The following is an 18,341-nucleotide window of genomic DNA, read 5'->3' as shown; positions in this document are numbered from 1 at the left end:
TTCACTCCCGCCAACAGCCGTCGTCTTGCCTCAGACCGTCGATTCCATGCCCGTCAGGGCGCCGTCACAGCCCCCTTCTCGCCCGCGGCCTTCCCCACCTCCCCCGTCGCCCGCGTCTCTTCCTGCTCCACCACCAGGCCGATCTCGATCCGCCGGTTCTTCGCCCGCCACGCCGCCGTGTCGTTCGGCCCGAGCGGGGCGAACTCGCCGTATCCAGCAGCGGACAGGCCCCGCGGCGACATCCCGCGCTCGACGAGCCGCTTCACCACCGCGGCCGCCCTCGCCGCCGAGAGCTCCCAGCTCGACGTAAACCTCGAGCCCTTCACCCGCTTTGTATCGTTGTCCGTATGCCCGGCCACCTGGAACTTCTGATCCGGCATCACCCGGAGCACCCTGGCGATCTCGTCCAGCACCGCCCGCCCCTCCGGCTTGAGCTCGGCCTTCGCGCCGTCGAACAGCGCGTCGCTCGGCACCTCGATCACCAGCTGTCCGGCGCGGAGCGCGACGTGGACCTTGCCGGTGTCGATCTGCTGCTTGAGCTGGCCCATGAGGTCGCGCATCCGCGCCGCGCGCGCCTCGGCCGCCGCCTGATGGCGGCGCAGCTCGTCGAGCCTGGCCCGCGCGTCGGCGAGCTCCGCCGACAGGCTGCCCCGCTCGGTCGCGAGCTGCCCCACGCTCTGCCCGGCGCTCCGCAGCCGCGCCGACAGCTCCTCGTTCATCGCGGCGAGCTCGTCGAGCTGCCGCACGAGCCCGGCCTCCGCCGTGGTCGCGTCCGACAGCCTGAGGTCGCGCGCCCGGAGGTCCTCCGCGAGGCGACCGAGCTCCTCCTCCAGCGCGGCGATCTGCGCGGACCGCTGCGCGGCCTCGGCCCGCGCGCTCTGAGCCTCGGCCCGGGCCTTCTTTCCTTGCTCCCGCTCTCTCTGGATCTCCGCGCGCGCCTCGTCGTAGAGCTCCTGCCGGACGAGGCAGCCCTGCGTCGCCAGCCCGAGCGAACAGGCCGCGAGCAGCCGCGCCGCGGCGGGTGAACGCCGCGAGAGCCACGCCGGGATCTTGCTGGTCGTCGTCGTGCGTGTCGTGTGTTTCATGAACCGCGCGCACTCTGGCACGAAACCGCGGGCGCGACGAAATCGCGGCATACGACCCGCGCGGGCGCGCCCGACCACCCCAATTCCCGCGCGCCCGATCACCTGCAGCGGCCGGCGCCCTAGCGCCCCGCCACCCGCAACGACCCGTCCCACCGCGCGCGAACCCTGGTACCCTCGGCGCCGTGAGCTCTCGGCGAACTTGGTTTTCCGTGGGCGCCCTGGCCGCGGCCGCGCTGGCGAGCAGCGGCGCGGCCGCGTTCCCGCACGTCGTCCGCGAGGGCGAGACCCTCGCGCAGATCGCGGAGCGCACCTACGGGCGCGTGCAGATGGAGCAGGTCCTCGTCGCCGCCAACGCGCTCGACGCGGGCGCCGGCGTGCCGATCATGCCCGGCCTCCGCCTCGAGATCCCCGCGCTCGGCCACCACCGCGTCACCGCCGGCGAGACCTGGGCCAACCTCGCAGAGCGCCTGCTCGGCGCCGCCGACCGGAGCGACGTCCTCGCGCTCTCGAACGACACCATGCCCTGGATCGAGCCGACCGACGGGCAGGAGATCATCGTCCCGTACAACCTGCGGTACGTCGTCGGCCAGCACGACACGCTGCTCACCATCGCCTACCGCTTCCTGGGCAAGCGCGACAAGGCGTGGATGCTCGACAAGTACAACCACCTCAAGCAGGACCCCCTGCGCCGCGGCATGGTGATCCTCGTGCCGCTCACGGACCTGCCGCTCACGACCCAGGGCAAGGCCGAGGCCGCGAGCGCCGGCGCGCTCGTGCGCTCGGAGGGGGCCGGCCGCGCGCGCGAGGCCCAGCGCCGCGTCGACGCCGAGCTGCCGCAGCTCGCGAGCGACGTGCGGAGCGGCCGCTACATCGACGCCGTGGCGCGCGCGAACCGCCTGCTCGGCTACGGCGACCTCGCCCGGGTGCAGATCGCCACCGTGCACCGGCAGCTGCTCGAGGCGTACGTCGCGCTCGACGCCACCGGGCTCGCCGAGACGGCCTGCGCTGCGTGGCGCGACGCCGATCCGACCGCGCGCCTCGACCCCATCGAGCTGAGCCCGAAGATCGTGCGCGCCTGCACCTCCTCGGTCGATCTGCACCTCCTCAGGACACCCCCGCCGGACCCCGCGCCGCCGACCCCGGCCGACGCGGGCAGCGCGCGGTGACCGCGCCGGAGCCCGCCCCCAACCGTCTGCCCCCCGGGCGCCGCGTCGCGTCGCGGTACACCGTGGTGTCCGTCATCGGCGAGGGCTCGTCCGGCGTCGTGTACCTCGCCACCCGCGACGAGGACGGCCTGCACGTCGCGCTCAAGGTCATCCACCCGCACCTCTCCGGCGACCGCCAGATCTTCCGGCGCTACCACCGGGAAGCCGCCATCCTGAAGCGGATCGAGGGCCCGCACGTCGTCCGGATGCTCGACTTCATCGAGGAGGGCGGGCTCCTCATCATCGCCCTCGAGCACATCGACGGCGTTTCCCTCGAGGAGCTCCTCCGGACGCGGGCGCCGCTCGATGCCGACTGGGCGATCGAGATCGCCCTGCAGATCTGCTCCGCGCTGGAGACCGCGCACGCCGCCGGCGTGGTGCACCGCGACCTCAAGCCGGCCAACGTGCTCCTCGACCGCCCGGGCGCGCCGCCCGACGCGCGCGCCGGCGCCGCGCTGCCGCCGTTCACGGGCCGCGTCCACGTGGTCGATTTCGGGCTCGCGAAGGTGGTGCGCGGCGATCAGATGACGACCGACCTCTCCGAGCACGACATGATCTTCGGCACGCCCGAGTACATGGCGCCGGAGCAGGTGCGCGGCGACGACGTCGATCCGCGCTGCGACGTCTACGCGCTCGGCTGCATCCTCTACGAGATGGTCCTCGGCGAGGTGCCCTTCAGCAACCGCACGCCCATCGCGATCATGAACGCGCACCTCGCCGAGGCGCCGCTGCCGCCGCGCTCCGGCAAGCGCGACGGGCTCATCTCCGCCGGCCTCGAGGCCGTGATCCTGAGGGCCCTCGCCAAGAGCCCGGCCGAGCGGCACCCGAGCGCCCGGGCCTTCGCCGAGGCCCTGCTCGCCTGCCGCGAGCGGCGCGTCATCGGCCACGCCGCCGCGCGCCTCGGCGACGACACCTCGATCACCGATCTGGAGCTCGGGGAGACCGGCATGGACCACGGCGCGACCCTCCAGCGCGAGAGTTTCGCCATGATAGGCCACGCCTCGACCCTCCAGCGCGAGAGTTCCGCCATGGACGCCACCGAGCCTCTCCAGCCCCCGGCGGGCGCCGCCGCCAGCCTGTTGCCCGCGGAGAGGGCCACGGGCCTCCAGAGGGCCTCGGACGACGCGGCGGCGCCGGGCGCCCGCGCGCGCGAGCGGCTCCTCTGGGTGGTGGTGGCCATTCTCTGCGCGGCCGCCGGAATCGCCGTCGGCGCGCTGTTCGGGGCGCGCTGACCCCACCGCGGCCCCGGATTGCCGCCCTGGCGCCGCGCGCGCGGGTCACCGATAATCGCGCTCATGCGCTCCCCGCTGTCCGGCGACACGGTTCCTGCGGCCACCCTCCTTGCTCGGCCCCGGCGAAGGCGCGCGCTCCCCTGCCTCGCGGCCGCGCTCTCGCTGCTCGCGCCCGCGGCCGCGTCGGCCTACGACGCGCTCGCGGCGCCGTGCGCCGAGGATCCGCTGCAATGCGCCCGGGGGCCGATCGCGTTCCAGCGGAAGGACGGCATCCCGCTCGAGCTCGATTTCGATACCGGCTGGGTCCCGCCGAGCTCACCGCTGCAGGTGCACCTCATGGCCGCGGTCTTCGCGAACACCGAGGTATCCCTGAGCGGCGCGCTCGAGGCATCGTGGCCTGACGCGCTCGCGCTCGCGGCCCCGGGCGACCCGGAAGGGGGCGAGTTCACCTGCAACTATGGTCTCGGCGTGACCGCGGAGGGGCGCGTGAGCCTCTCCGTCCTCGGCCAGTCCTTCGAGTGGACAGGCGATATCCCCTACATCCCCCAGTTCGACTTCCAGGTGCACGCCCAGGACCGGTTCGAGGCCTGGGGCTGGGCGCCGGGCGTCACGCTGGCGGGCTCCACCGACCCGCAGCGGCTCGCGTCGGTCTCCGTCGGCGACCTCATCGGCGGCTCGATCCCCGGCATCGAAGGGGGGTTCGAGCTCGACGTCGCCATGGACGTCACCGCGCGTTACGCGACCCGGCGCGTCGCGATCGAGGCCGCGGGAGCGCCGGTGAGCGGGGGCGACATCACCGCGGAGCAGGGCGAGTCGTCGACAACGTACCTCGGCGGCCCGTCGGTTGACCTCGACGTCCACCCGGAAGGCTCGGTGCAGTACGAGGGCACGCTCCACCTCATCCCCGCGTTCTATGTGAGCCTGCTCGGCCGCGAGTGGTCGATCCCGGTCGCGGACATCCCGCTCGCCTTCCCGCGCACCGAGCGCGACTGGGTCTTCGAGAGCGAGCGCGTCCACGTGCCGCTCCCGGACCTCGCGCTCGACAAGCAGGAGATCGACTTCGGCGCGGTGGAGGTCGGACAGGCCAACGTGGAGCTGGTCGAGCTCACCAACGCCGGAGAGGCGCTGGTCGATCTCGCCGTGGAGAACCCCGCCCCGGAGAGCTTCGAGGTCGTCGAGCCGGCGCTCGAGATCGACCCGGAGACGTCGATCGACGCCGCGATCCGCTTCGCGCCGACGGCGAGCGGCGAGTTCGCCGCGACCCTGCTCGTCCGGTCGAACGACCCGAGCGACCCGGTGCAGCGCATCGCCGTGAGGGGCATCGGGATCGGCGCCCCCGACCCGGGGGGCGACGGCGAGCCCGCGGACCAGGACGGCGGCTGCGCCTGCCGCGCCGCCGGCGGCGCGCCGCCCGGGAGCGCGGGCGGCGTGGGCTGGGCGGCCGGGCTGTCGGCCGCGGCGCTCGGGGCCGCCCTCGGGCGCCGGCGCCGCCGGGCAGCGCCCCGGGATCCACGCTAAGAAGCGCCTCCGTGCCGCTCTCCTCTGACCGCGCCCCGCGCGCCGCATTCCCCATCGACTGGGGCGGGCTCGCCCCGCTCCGCCTCAAATCGCGCGCCGTCGCCGAGGGCGTCTACGCCGGCATGCACCGGAGCATCCGCAAGGGCGCCGGCGTCGAGTTCGGGGGGCAGCGGCCCTACGTGCCCGGCGACGACCTCCGCTTCTTCGACCGCCGCGCCCTGCTCCGCCACGACCGCCTCATGGTGCGCGAGTTCGAGACCGAGACCGACCGCGCCCTCTGGCTCTGCGTCGACGCGACCGCCTCGATGTCCTACCGCGGCCGGCGCGCGCCCGGCGCCAAGCTCGCCTACGCCGCGCTCGTCGCCGCGGCCATGGCCCGCGTCGCGCTCGCCACCGGCGACCCCGTGGGGCTCGCCTGGCTCGGCGGCGCCGGCACCCACGGCCTGCCCGCCATGGCCGGGCGCGAGGCGTTCGAGCGGATCGTGGGCGCCCTCGAGGCCACCTCCGCCGCCCAGGACTGGAGCGGCGACGCCGGCGCCATCGAGCGCGCGCTCGCGCCGATCGCGAAGAAGGCCCGCCGCGGCGCCGTGGTCCTCCTCCTCTCGGATCTCCTCGATCTTGCTAGCGAATCCGGCGGACCGGACCGCGCGCTCGCCGCGTTCACGCCGCTCAGCACGGGCGGCCGCACGCTGATCGCCCTCCAGGTCCTCGACCCCACCGAGGCGGACCTCGACTTCGACGGCAACGTCCGCCTCCGCGCCCTCGAGGGCGGCGCCGTGGTCGAGGCCGACGCGGGCGCGGTCCGCGCGCAGTACCAGGCGCGCCTCGCCGCCCTCGCCGACGTCTGGTCGCGCGGGCTCGCGTCGCGCGGCGGCCGCCTGCTCCGCGCGACGACCGCCGACCCGCCGACCGACGTCGTCCGCGCGCTCGTCCAGGCGATCGCCCAGGTGCGGCGATGAGCTTCGTCACGCTCGGCGCGCTGCTCGTCGCGCTGCTCGTCGGCGCGCCGGTCGCCGCGCACCTCCTGCGCCGGCGCCGCGCCGAGGAGCGGCCGTTCCCGCCCGCGCGCCTCGTCCCGCCCACGCCGCCCACGGCGCGGCGAAGGAGCCTGCTCGAGGACCGCGCCCTCTTCTCCACCCGGGCCCTCTCGGTGCTCGCGCTGGCGGTGCTCGGCGCCACGCCGCTCCTGCGCTGCTCGCACCTCGCGCTCAGCCGCAAGGCCGGCGCCTCCGTCGCGCTCGCGATCGTCGTCGACGACTCGCTGAGCATGCGCGCTCCCGCCGCCCGCGCCGGCGGCGACGCGCGCGCCGCGCAGGAGAGCGGCGCGCGTTCGCGCTTCGACCGCGCCCTAGAGGCCGCGCGCGAGCTCGCCGGCGGGCTCGCGCCCGGCGACGCCGCGGCGCTCGTGCTCGCGGGCGCCCCGGCCCGCGTCGCCCTGGCGTCGACGACCAACCTCGCCGCCGTCTCCGAGGCGCTCGCCGCGGTGGCGCCGTCGGACCGCGCCACGGACCTCGACGGCGCCCTCGACCTCGCGCGCGACCTGCTCCGGGGGCTGCCCCAGGGCGACAAGCGCATCGTGCTCCTCAGCGATCTCGCGGACGGCGCGCCCGGCGCGCCGCCGATCGCGGGCAGCCCGGACATCGCCACGTGGGTGCCGCTGGAGGAGATCGAGGCCGGGGGCGAGGACTGCGGGATCGTGCGCGCCGACCGGTCGGGCCAGCGGGCGCGCGTCCGCGTCGTCTGCACCGCCGCGGCGGGCGCCGCCGCGGGCACCACCGCAGGCGCCACGGCGGCCGCGGGGCGCTCCCTCGAGGTGCGCGCCGGCGACGAGGTGCTCGGCAAGGTCGCGCTCGACCCCGGGCTGCGCGCCGAGGAGCTCTCGCTCGACCTGCCCGCCGAGACGCCCGAGATCCTGACCGCCGCGCTCACCGGCGGCGACGCCATCGCCGCGGACGATCGCGCCCCGCTCCTCTCCGCGGGCGGCCCGCTCTCGATCGCCGCCGTCGTCGACCCCGCGATCACCCACGTCGAGACGGGCGGCCCTCCGCCGCTCGAGCAGGCGCTCTCCGCGCTCGATCTCGACGCGCAGGTCAGGCCGCTGCCCTCGGTGCCGGAGCACGAGGGCGAGCTCGCCGCCCACGCGGGGCTCATCGTCGACGACGCGCCCGGCTTCACGCCGGAGGTCCGCCGATCGCTCGCCGCGTGGGTCGAGCGCGGCGGCGTCGCGCTGCTGACGCTGGGGCCGCGCGCGGCCGCGGCGCCGCTCGGCGCCGGGTTCGAGCCGCTCGTGCCCGGCGTCGTCCGCTGGTCGGCCTCCCCGGTGCGCGGCGTGGATCCCGCCACCGCGGGCTGGCTCGGCCCGTCGGCGGCCGGCCTGGCCGACGTCGCGCCGCGCGGCCGGGCCACGCTGGACGCGGCGGCCTCCGAGGGGGCCGAGGTGCTCGCCCGGTGGAAGGACGGCGCGCCGTTCCTCGTGCGCCGCCCGCTCGGGCGCGGCGTCGTGCTGTTCATGACGCTGCCGTTCAGCACGGAGGAGAGCGACGTGGCGTTGCGGCCGGCGTTCCTCTCGCTGCTCGACGGGTTCGTCGGCGCCGCGCGCGCCCGCGGCGGGGCGCGCCGCCTCGCCGCCGGGGACACGTGGACCTTCGACGGCTACCACGACGTGAAGGTCGAGCGCGTGCGGTACGACGGCGGCCCCGGGTCCGCGAGCTCCGCCCCGCGCGAGGCGCTGCCCGTCGCGGAGGTCGACCGGCGGCTGCGCGTGTCGCCGCCGCTCGCCGGCCTGTACGAGCTCACCCTCGACGGCGAGCGCTCGACGCGCGTCGTGTCGGTCCCGGAGCGCGAGATCGATCTGCGCCCCCGGCGCGTCGCCCAGGGCGCCCGCGCGGCCGAGCTGGGCGGCATGTCCGCGTCCATCGACGCGTCGCCCTACGTGGCGCTCGTGTTGCTCGTGCTGCTCGCGGCCGAGCTCCTGCTGCGTGTCCTCGGCGCCCGGCGGGCGCCGGCCGAGGGTCTAGGCGGCTGAGCGCCGGCCGCCTTCTGGGGACGGCCGGGCGCCGGCCGCCTTCAGGGACGGCCAAGCGCCGGCTGCCTTCAGTGTGTCTGCCAGTGCGGCGGGATCTCGTCTGCCGGCGCGAACTCCGGCTTGGCGGGCGCGGCGGGCACGACCGCGGCGCGGCGCGGCCCATTCGGCTTGAAGCTGTGCTCCGCGGCGGGGAACACCCGCGATTGCACCTCGTCCACGTAGGCGCGCGTCGCCTCGACGATCTGGTCGCCCACCTCGGCGAAGCGCTTCGCGAACTTCGGCGTCAGCTCGCGGAACATCCCGAGCAGGTCGTAACAGACGAGCACCTGCCCGTCGCAGCCGGCCCCGGCGCCGATGCCGATCGTCGGGACGGAGACCGCCGACGTCACCTCCTCGGCGAGGTCCGGCGGGATCGCCTCGAGCACGATGGCGTAGACGCCGGCCTCGTCGAGGACACGCGCGTCGGCGATGAGGCGCTCGGCCGCCTCGTCGCCCTTGCCCTGCACCTTGAAGCCGCCCATCGCGTGCACGGACTGCGGCGTGAGCCCGAGGTGGCCCATCACCGGGATGCCCGCGGCCACGATCCGCCGCACGTGCTCGGCGATCTCCGCGCCCCCCTCGAGCTTGATGCTCTCGAAGCTGCCCTCCTTCATCATCCGCCCGGCGTTCTCGAGCGCGTGCATGGGAGAGAGCTGGAAGCTCATGAACGGCATGTCGCCCACGACGTGCGCGCGGCGCGCGCCGCGCGCGACGGCGCGCCCGTGATAGCAGATCTCCTCGACCGTCACGGGCAGCGTGGTCGCGTGCCCCTGCACGACCATCCCGAGCGAGTCGCCGACGAGCAAGAGGTCGGCGCCGCCCTCGTCGAGCAGCCGCGCCATCGTGAAATCGTAGGCGGTCACCATCGCGATCGGCGACGTCCCCTTGCGGGAGCGGATCTCGGGGACCGTGACCTTCGACGAGCGAGGCGCTGCCCTGCGCGCGCCGCCGCCACCATTGCCTTGCGGACCGTACATGTTCCTCCGGGTCGCGGCCGCACTCGCGGTCCACGCCTCCGGAGAGGCTAGGGCGGCGCCTCCTCCGGGGCAAGGCGCCGCGCGGGGCCCGCCGCGACGAGCCCGGGCGCGACGCCGCCTCCGGAGCAGAACGCCGCGCGGGACCGCCGCGCGGCGCGGGGTCGAATCCCGAGCGATTAGCCGCGGTTGCGCCGCCGCCGCACGAGCGCCAGCGCCGCGAGCGCCGAGGCGGCGGCCAGCGTGAGCGGCCCCTCCGCCTGGCCGGTGGTCGCGCAGCTGCCGGGCTTGAGGTCACCGCCGGAGCCGCCCGGCCTGGTCAAACCGTCGCCCACGGCCCCCGGGCCACCCAGGGACCCCGTGCTGCCGCCCGCGGATCCCGTGCTGCCGCTGCTGAAGTCCTCGCAACCCGGCGGCGGCGGCGGGCAGGTCGGCGCGGTGCCGACCGTCTGGCTCGCCTGGAGGAAGCGGTCGACGCTCAGTTGATTCACCGACGCGCCGAGCTCCAGATCGGTGGCGAGCGCGGTGCGCGAGAGCTCGCCGTAGATCCGCGAGATCCAGGTCGAGCCCTCGGGGATCGTCGAGAAGAGCGCGTCGAGGTCGGCCTCGGCGGCCTCGAGGGCGCCCTCGCCGTCCTCGTCGGCGTAGCCGCTCTCCAGGGGCTGGAACTGGGCGAGGTTGATCAGCGACTCGCGGATCCAGTAGGACGAGAGCGGCTCCGCGGCCTCGAAGAGCCACGCGCTGCCGCCGGTCGCGTCGAAGCCCGCGCTGCGCAGCTGCTTGTAGTTGCTGGACTGGGTGTCCCAGTTCCAGATGAGCTCCGGCGCGGTGATCTCGAACGAGGAGAAGTTCGTGGGCTCGTACCGGCCCTCGCCGAGGATCCAGAGGGTGATCGGGGTGACCCGGCCGGTCCCCGCGGCGACCATCCGCAGCGGCAGCTCGGGGCTCGCGCCCGCCGTCGAGACGCGGACGGGGCGCATCTTGTCGACGCCCTCGCCGGGGACCAGCTTGAGCGCGAGGAAGCTGAACCCCTCCTCGACGTACGCGTCGATCACCGGATCGATGTCGTCGGGGATGTTGTACCCGTTGCGGTCCAGCCAGTTCCGGAGCGCGTTCGGCTCGCTGGCGCTGAGCTGCACCGTCTCGTAGGGCCCGACGGTCTCCTGGGCGATGACGGTGACGCCGCCGTCCGCCGCGTCCGGGACCGCGCCGCCGAAGGCGCCGCCGCCGGCGCCGGTGCTCGCTCCGCAGAAGGACGACGGGCAGTTGAGCTGCGGCGAGAAGACCTGCACGGCGGTCGTCTGGTCGAGCAGCTCGAAGAGGGCGTCCGACGAGAGCTCGACGTCGGCGAGCCCGACGACCGGCAGCACCCAGGCGAACTCGGACGGCTCGCCCGAGTAGGTGATCTGATCCCAGAGCGTCGTCGCCTCCGGCGAGATCGACAGGATCATCCGGTGGCTGGTGACCTGCGTGTTCTCCGATTGCGGCGCCAGACATCCGCCGCAGGCCTCCGCCTCCTCCACATGGGCAAGAGAAAGCGCAGCTCCACTGAGAGCGAACGCGACAACTTTCGTGCCGAGCTTCATGACACCACCTCGATTCTTCGCGCGAACAAGACCTTGGTAAGCGGGCACGCCTCAGCATGGGAAGCGAGCGCCCGGCATTATGCACGCATCGTGCCGCGCAAAACATTCCCGAAATCAAGTCGATTTCGGCGCGCCGTCAGCTCGGCGCTCGGCACACCCCGGCGCACCCTGACTCAGGGCAACCGGCTGGCGCTCCGGGATGCGATCGGCGCCGGGCCGCGCGCGGGGTCGGGAGGCGCGGGGTTCGGGTTCGTCAGCGCGGTGAGGACGTGATCGCGCCAGGCCCCGTCGATGAAGAGGTAATCGCGGGCGTATCCCTCGACGACGAAGCCGAGGCGCCGGAGCAGGCGCCCGCTGCGCTCGTTGTAGGGGAGGTAGTTCGCCATCACGCGGTGGAAGCCGAGGGCGTCGAACATGTACGCGAGCGCGGCGGTGAGCGCCTCGAACATCACGCCCGCGCCGACGGCGCGCTGGTCGAGCGCGTAGCCGAGGGTCGCGGCCTGGAACGCGCCGCGGACGAACTGGTTGAAGTTGCAGACCCCGATCACCTCGCCGCGCGGATCGTCGCGCCATTCCAACGCGAGGCGCAGCGCCCTATCCGAGGCGAAGTCGTCGTGATCGCGGAGGACACGCTCGCGCCAGAACGCCTCGGTGTAGAAGCCCTCGGGGCGCGCCGGGTCCCACCGCGCGAGGTGCGCGCGGTTGCGCTCGTAGAACGCGAGGTAGCGATCGGCGAGATCGACGGGCGGCAGGACGAGGCGCAGCCGCGTGGTCTCGATGCAGACGGGGCGCTCCACCTCGGCCTCCGCGGGCGGCGCGTTACGACAGGGTCCCCTCGTCGAGGCGGCGCATCCCCTCGAGGAGCAGCGCCTCGGGCGAGGCGGTGATGCTGCGGGTGCTGGGCGAGAAGTTCGGGTCGAGGCGGAAGTCGCCCTCCCGGAGCGTCAGCATCTTGTAGAACGCGTCCTCGCCCTGCGAGCCGGCCCAGAGCGCGTGCACGACCTGCCCGTCGGCGAAGTGGATCTCGCCGGCCATCGAGTTCGCCTGGATCTTGAGCGCGCACGTCTTCCGGCCGTGCCAGAGGATCTGGATCATGTCCGGCAGGCCCATCTCGGCCAGCGAGCCGGAGACGCCGCGGGCGACCGTGGTCGAGGAGCGCCGCTCGATGAGCTGGCGGAGCTTCGCGGCCATGACGTCGGTCGACGCCGGCTTCGACACGAAGTCGTCGACGCCGAGATCGAACGCGCGCTGGGCGGTCTGCCGGTCGGTCTTCGCCGTGAGGATGACCCACGTCTTGTCGCGGCCGAAGCCGAGCTTGAGCGCGTCGGCGCGGAGCGTGAGGCCGGCGTCGGGCTCCTCCAGGTCGATCTCGCTGACGACCACCTCGATGTCCTTCGTCTCGAGCTCGCGGCGCGCCTGCGCCACGTTGCGCGCGATCGAGACCTCGAAGCCCTGCTCTAGGAGCCGCAGCTCGAGCACCGTGGTCTCCTCGGGATCGGGGTCGACGATGAGCGCCTGGTGCCGGTCGGAGAGGAGCTTGGCCCGCATGTCGTCGCCGGTCATGACCTGGCGGAAGAGGTCGACGATGTTCGGGTCGAAGATGGTGCCGCGGTACTGGGCGAGCACGTCGCAGGCCTCGGGCGGGCGGAGCGCCTTGCGGTAGGGGTTGCGCGGGTTCTGCGTGAGATCGGCGTAGGTGTCCGCCACCGCGAGGATACGCGCGCCGAGCGGGATCTCCTTGCCGGACAGGCCGTCCGGGAAGCCGCTGCCGTCGTAGCGCTCGTACATCAGGTTGATCGCCGAGACGACCTCCTGCGGCAGCCCGACCGACTCCATGAGGTGCGCCGGGAGGTCGACGCTCTTCGTCGCGGCGAGCCGGTGCCCCTCGTACTCGGCGACGTTGAGCGCGGTGAGGTGGTACGGGCCGTTCTTGCCGAGGTCGTGGAGGTAGGCCGAGGCGACGTAGCTCGCGACCGTCGTCGGCGGCAAGCCGATGCGCTCGCAGAGCTTCCGGACGATGCGCGCGACCGTGGACGAGTGGCCGCGCAGGTCCTGCCGGTTGTTCTCGAGCAGGCTGACGAGGACGTTCAGCGTCTCGACGTACGCGTGGCTCGTGGTCGGGTGCGGCGGCGCCGCGACCGGCGCGGACGCCGGGGCCGGGACCGGCGCCGGCGCCGGCGCTGCCTGCTGCGGCGCCGGGGGCGACGGGGGGATGGGCGTCGGCGGGGGGCTGGCCGGGGTCACCCGGGGCGGCGCGGTGGGCGCCCGCATCACGGCCGGAGGCGGCGGCGCCGAGACGAGCGGCGCGGGCAGCGACGCGAACGACGGCTGCGGCGCGTGCGCCGCCTGCGCGTGCGCCGTCTGCGCGTACGCCGTCTGCGCGTACGCCGTCTGCGCGTGCGCCGCCGGCGCCTGCGCGTGCATCGGCTGCGGGTGCGCGGCCGGCGCGTGCATGGGCTGCGTGTGCATCGGCTGCACGTGCGCGGCCGGCGCGTGCGGGATCGAGGCGCGCTCGAACGGGTTGTTGCTGTTGTTGTAGAGGATCTCGTCGAACGAGCTGACCGGCCGGAGCAGCGAGTTGAACGCCGTCGTGTCGCCGCGGTAGTGGTACGCGATGGCCGCGCGCACCGCCGCCGGCCTGGCCACGATGGCGCGGACGTCCCGCACGCCCGCGGCCAGCCGGATCTCGTGCAGCGCCGCGTCGTTGTCGGGGTCGGCGGTCGCGACCGACAGCGTCGTGTTCCGCTCGTCGAGCAGCACCGGGAAGACGCCGTGCAGCGTCGCGGTGATCGCCGAGACCTTGGCGAGCACGCGGGGCTCGATGATCGCCTTCGAGAGCTTCTCGGTGGAGACGAAGCGGGTGTTGTGGACGGTCGCGATGAACTTCAGGAGCTCGGCCTCGTTGACGATGTCGAGCTCGATGATGGCGTCCTCGATCCGGCCGCGGAGACGCATGGCGTACTCCACCGCGCGACGATGATCGTCCGGGGTGATGCGCCCCTCGAGGACGAGGCGATCGGCAATCCGCTGGTTCAGTCCTTGAACGGAAGCCATCGAGACCATGATTCTACTTCAGAATTGGAGGTGGGCGCGCGCCCGAGAACCCTCGCGGAACGGGAGCACGCGGGGAAAGCTGGCCTGCCGCTCGCGGCGTATGCAGCCATGGGGTGCGCTCCGTGAATGAGAGCAGAGCTCGGCGCGCCGCGCGAGCCCCGTGAAGGAGGGGACGGCGATCTCGGTCACCGACGCGCCGGTGCGAGATCGCCTCCCACGGACGTGGCGACGCCCAGGGTCAGGGGGAGCCCCCGACCCTGGGCGCGGGCGGGGACGTTACTCCTCGTTGACCGCGGTGAGCGTCTCCTCGGGCCGCGGCCGCGGGGCGACGTACGGCGCCTGAGCCACCGGTTCGCCCTCGACCACCACCTGGAGGCGCTTGTAGGCGGGCAGACCCGTCCCGGCCGGGATCAGGCGGCCCATGATGACGTTCTCCTTGAGACCGCGGAGATCGTCCGTCTTGCCGTTGATGGCGGCCTCGGTGAGCACCTTGGTCGTCTCCTGGAACGACGAGGCGCTGATGAACGACTCGGTCGACAGGCTGGCCTTGGTGATGCCGAGGAGGAGCGCCTCCGCGATCGCCGGCTTGCCGCCGCGCTCGAGGACGGTCTCGTTCTCCTTCTCGAAGATGTGCTTCTCCACCTGCTCGTCGACCAGGAAGTTCGTGTCCCCGACCTCGCGCACGCGGACCCGCCGGAGCATCTGCCGGACGATGACCTCGATGTGCTTGTCGTTGATGCCGACGCCCTGGAGCCGGTAGACCTGCTGGATCTCGTTCACGAGCCAGGCCGACAGCTCCTTCTCGCCCTTCACCCGGAGGATGTCGTGCGGGTTCGGCGGGCCGTCCTGGAGCGGGTCACCCGCGCGCACCCGGTCGCCCGGCTGCACCTGGATGTGCTTGCCCTTCGGGATCAGGTACTCGCGCGCCTGATCGCCGAGCGCGTGCCCGTCCGGCGAGTACGGCGTGATGATGACCTTCCGCTTGCCCTTCGTGTCCTTGCCGAACGTGACCTCGCCGTCGATCTCGCTGATGATCGCGTGATCCTTCGGCTTTCTGGCCTCGAACAGCTCGGCGACGCGGGGCAGACCGCCGGTGATGTCCTGCACCTTCGTCGTGTCGCGCGGGATCTTGGCGATGACCTCGCCGGCCTCGATGAGATCCCCCTCCTGTGCGACGATGTGCGCGCCGACGGGGAGCAGGTACCGCGCCTCGAGCTCGCTGTTCGGGAGCTTCAGCGTCCTGCCCGACTCGGGGTCCTTCAGCGAGATGCGCGGGCGGACGTCGGTCGCCTTCGACTCGATGACGACCTTCCGCGAGAGGCCGGTCACCTCGTCGAGGCGATCCTGCACGCTGACGCCCTCGATGAGGTCGCCGAACTTCACCACGCCGGAGACCTCGGTGAGGATCGGCGTCGCGAACTGGTCCCACTCGGCGAGCAGCTCGCCCGGCTTGGTCCGCTCGCCGTCGGCCTTCTTGAGGATGGCGCCGTAGACGAGGCGGTTGTGCTCGCGCTCGCGCCCCGTCTCGTCGACGACGACGATCTCGCCGTGGCGGTTCATGACCACCATGGTGCCGTCCTTCTTCTTCTGGACGACCGCGCGGCGGAGCCGGACGGTGCCCTCGGTGCGGGCCTCGAGGTAGCTCGCCTCGATCTTGCCGCGCGCCGCGGTGCCGCCGATGTGGAAGGTGCGCATCGTGAGCTGCGTGCCGGGCTCGCCGATCGACTGGGCGGCGATGATGCCGACCGCCTCGCCGATGTTGACCCGGTAGCCGCGCGCGAGGTCGCGCCCGTAGCACAGGGCGCAGACCCCGCGCCGGAGCTGGCACGTGAGCACCGAGCGGATGACGACCTCCTCGATGCCGGCGTCCTCGATGGACCGCACCGCCTGCTCGTCGAGCTCGGTGTTCGCCGTGATGAGCACCTCCCCCGTGAGCGGGTCGACGACGTCCTCCAGCGCGACGCGGCCGAGGATGCGGTCGCCGAGCGGCTGGATGACCTCGCCGGCCTCCTCGAGCTTCGCCACGCGGATGCCGTCGAGCGTGCCGCAGTCGAACTCGGAGATGACCGCGTCCTGCGCCACGTCGACGAGCCGCCGGGTGAGGTAGCCCGAGTTCGCCGTCTTGAGCGCCGTGTCGGCGAGGCCCTTCCGGGCGCCGTGCGTCGAGATGAAGTACTGGAGCACGCTGAGACCCTCGCGGAAGTTCGCGGTGATCGGCGTCTCGATGATCTCGCCGGACGGCTTGGCCATCAGACCGCGCATGGCGGCCAGCTGCCGGATCTGCTGCGTGGAGCCGCGCGCGCCGGAGTCGGCCATGATGTAGATGGGGTTGAAGCTCGGCTCGACCGAGGACTTGCCCGTCTCGTGGTCGACGATCGTCTCCTTGCCGATGCCGCCCATCATCTCCGTCGTGACCTGGTCGGCGATGCTCGCCCAGATGTCGACGATCTTGTTGTACCGCTCGCCGTCGGTGATGAGCCCCTCCTGGTACTGCTCGACGACGCGCTCGACCTCCTTCTGCGCCTCGGCGAGCAGGACCTTCTTCGCCGGGGGGATCACCATGTGATCCATGCAGATGGAGATGCCCGCCCGCATCGCGTGGTCGAAGCCCAGCGTGCGGAGCCGGTCCGCGAGGAGGACGGTCTCCTTGTTGCGGTGGATGCGGTAGCAGACGTCGATGAGCGCCGAGAGCGCCTTCTTGTCGAGGGTCTTGTTCGCGTACTCGAACGCGACCCCCTTCGGCAGGACCTCGGAGATGAGGACGCGGCCGACCGTGGTCTCGACGATGCGGCGCTTCACGTGGCCGAACTCGTCGAGCTGCGGGTTGCCGTCGTCGTCGATGACCGGGACGCGGACGCGGATGCCGGCGTGCAGCGCGACCTCTCCGTTGTCGTACGCCATCCGCACCTCCTCGGGGGAGGCGTAGATGCCCCGCAGGTATCCCTGCGCCACGCCGTCCTCGCCGAAGGCGAGGGTGTCCGCGCGGTAGGAGCCCTTCTCGAACTTGCGCTCGCGGGTCGCGTAGTAGAGCCCGAGCACGATGTCCTGCGTCGGGTTGATGATCGGCTTGCCGCTCGCGGGCGAGAGGATGTTGTTCGTGCTCATCATGAGCACGCGCGCCTCCATCTGCGCCTCGACCGACAGCGGCACGTGGACCGCCATCTGGTCGCCGTCGAAGTCGGCGTTGAACGCCGCGCACACGAGCGGGTGCAGCTGGATCGCCTTGCCCTCGATGAGGACCGGCTCGAACGCCTGGATGCCGAGGCGGTGGAGCGTCGGGGCGCGGTTCAGGAGCACCGGGTGCTCGCTGATGACCTCCTCGAGGATGTCCCAGACCTCCGGGCGCTCCTTCTCCACCATCTTCTTGGCGCTCTTGATGGTGTTGACGTAGCCGCGCTCTTCCAGCTTGTTGTAGATGAACGGCTTGAAGAGCTCGAGCGCCATCTTCTTGGGCAGACCGCACTGGTGCAGGCGCAGCGTCGGGCCCACGACGATGACGGAGCGGCCCGAGTAGTCGACGCGCTTGCCGAGGAGGTTCTGCCGGAACCGCCCCTGCTTGCCCTTCAGCATGTCGGAGAGCGACTTGAGCGGGCGCTTGTTCGGGCCGGTGATCGTCTTGCCGCGGCGGCCGTTGTCGAACAGCGCGTCGACCGCCTCCTGCAGCATCCGCCGCTCGTTCCGGATGATGATCTCCGGCGCGTTCAGCTCGAGGAGCCGCTTCAGGCGGTTGTTGCGGTTGATGACGCGGCGGTAGAGGTCGTTCAGATCGCTGGTCGCGAAGCGGCCGCCGTCGAGGGGGACGAGCGGGCGCAGATCCGGCGGGAGGACCGGGATCACGGTCAGCATCATCCACTCGGGCCGGTTGCCGCTCTCGCGGAAGGCCTCGACGACCTTGAGCCGCTTGGCGAGCTTCTTCCGCTTGGCCTCGCTGGTGGCCGCGCGCATCTCCGTCCTGAGCAGCTCGGCCAGGCCGTGCACGTCGACCTGCTTGAGCATCTCGAGGATCGCCTCGCCGCCCATCCCGGCGCTGAACTTGTCGTCACCGTACTCGTCGAGCAGCTGGAGATATCGCTCCTCGCTCAGGAGATCGCCCCGCATGAGGCCGGTCTCCTTCGGGTCGATGACGATGTAGGCCTCGCAATAGAGCACCTTCTCCAGGTCCTTGAGCGTGATGTCGAGCATGTTGCCGATGCGCGACGGCAGGCTCTTCAGGAACCAGATGTGGGCGACCGGCGTGGCCAGCGAGATGTGCCCGAGCCGCTCGCGGCGGACCTTCGACTGGATGACCTCGACGCCGCACTTCTCGCACACGATGCCACGGTGCTTCATGCGCTTGTACTTGCCGCAGTTGCACTCGTAGTCCTTCACCGGCCCGAAGATCTTGGCGCAGAACAGACCATCTCGCTCCGGCTTGAACGTCCGGTAGTTGATGGTCTCCGGCTTCTTCACCTCGCCGTGCGACCACTCGCGGATCTTCTCCGGGCTCGCGAGCGAGATGCGGATGGCGCTGAACGACAGCGGGTCTTTGGGCTTCTCGAAGAAGCTGAAGATGTCACGCATGGAGACCTCCGGAGACAGAACCGAAACCGATGAAACCGTCCGCGCTCGCTGTGCAGGCCTGAG

The 18,341-nt window shown here is 72.6% G+C and carries 11 protein-coding genes; 5 read left to right on the top strand and 6 right to left on the bottom strand.

Annotated features, from left to right (window positions below; all coding sequences use genetic code 11):
* Positions 1–53 precede the first annotated feature (53 nt).
* A complete protein-coding gene (locus WMF43_RS03330) occupies positions 54–1,085 on the bottom strand; it encodes an OmpA family protein (protein WP_437677472.1) in 1,032 nt (343 codons plus the stop codon).
* Between the two features lie 209 nt (positions 1,086–1,294).
* Here WMF43_RS03330 and WMF43_RS03325 point away from each other — a divergent pair, with 209 nt between their 5' ends.
* The 5 genes from WMF43_RS03325 to WMF43_RS03305 all read left to right on the top strand — a co-directional run bounded on the left by WMF43_RS03325 (position 1,295) and on the right by WMF43_RS03305 (position 8,065).
* Positions 1,295–2,251, top strand: a complete 957-nt coding sequence (locus WMF43_RS03325; protein WP_437677471.1) for a LysM peptidoglycan-binding domain-containing protein — start codon at positions 1,295–1,297, stop codon at positions 2,249–2,251.
* A complete protein-coding gene (locus WMF43_RS03320) occupies positions 2,248–3,522 on the top strand; it encodes a serine/threonine-protein kinase (protein ID WP_437677470.1) in 1,275 nt (424 codons plus the stop codon). Before WMF43_RS03325 ends, WMF43_RS03320 begins: the two co-directional genes overlap by 4 nt.
* Before the next feature lie 63 nt (positions 3,523–3,585).
* The gene (locus WMF43_RS03315) at positions 3,586–5,040 is read left to right on the top strand and encodes an Ig-like domain-containing protein (protein WP_437677469.1); all 1,455 of its coding nucleotides are present in this window, start codon (positions 3,586–3,588) and stop codon (positions 5,038–5,040) included.
* Between the two features lie 11 nt (positions 5,041–5,051).
* Positions 5,052–5,999, top strand: a complete 948-nt coding sequence (locus WMF43_RS03310; RefSeq protein WP_437677468.1) for a DUF58 domain-containing protein — start codon at positions 5,052–5,054, stop codon at positions 5,997–5,999.
* Positions 5,996–8,065, top strand: a complete 2,070-nt coding sequence (locus WMF43_RS03305) for a VWA domain-containing protein (protein WP_437677467.1) — start codon at positions 5,996–5,998, stop codon at positions 8,063–8,065. Before WMF43_RS03310 ends, WMF43_RS03305 begins: the two co-directional genes overlap by 4 nt.
* A 68-nt stretch (positions 8,066–8,133) precedes the next feature.
* Here the strand turns inward: WMF43_RS03305 and panB are convergent, their stop codons facing one another.
* The 5 genes from panB to rpoC all read right to left on the bottom strand — a co-directional run bounded on the left by panB (position 8,134) and on the right by rpoC (position 18,278).
* On the bottom strand, positions 8,134–9,081 hold the full coding sequence (panB, locus tag WMF43_RS03300) for a 3-methyl-2-oxobutanoate hydroxymethyltransferase (protein ID WP_437677466.1): 948 nt from the start codon (positions 9,079–9,081) through the stop codon (positions 8,134–8,136).
* Positions 9,082–9,257: 176 nt separating this feature from the next.
* Positions 9,258–10,664 (bottom strand): DUF2330 domain-containing protein, encoded by a 1,407-nt coding sequence (locus WMF43_RS03295; RefSeq protein WP_437677465.1) that lies wholly within the window; start codon positions 10,662–10,664, stop codon positions 9,258–9,260.
* Between the two features lie 173 nt (positions 10,665–10,837).
* Entirely contained in the window at positions 10,838–11,461 is a 624-nt protein-coding gene (locus WMF43_RS03290) for a GNAT family N-acetyltransferase (protein ID WP_437677464.1), read from the bottom strand.
* A 22-nt stretch (positions 11,462–11,483) separates the two neighbouring features.
* Positions 11,484–13,718: an HD domain-containing phosphohydrolase gene (locus tag WMF43_RS03285; protein WP_437677463.1), complete on the bottom strand. Its 2,235-nt coding sequence runs from the start codon at positions 13,716–13,718 to the stop codon at positions 11,484–11,486.
* A 276-nt stretch (positions 13,719–13,994) separates the two neighbouring features.
* Entirely contained in the window at positions 13,995–18,278 is a 4,284-nt protein-coding gene (rpoC, locus tag WMF43_RS03280) for a DNA-directed RNA polymerase subunit beta' (RefSeq protein ID WP_437677462.1), read from the bottom strand.
* Positions 18,279–18,341 lie beyond the last annotated feature (63 nt).

Source organism: Sorangium sp. So ce131 (assembly GCF_051519095.1).
Lineage (GTDB): Bacteria > Myxococcota_A > Polyangia > Polyangiales > Polyangiaceae > Sorangium.
The sequence above is the reverse complement of the archived record's forward strand: the minus strand, read 5'-3'. Positions and strand labels throughout refer to the sequence as shown.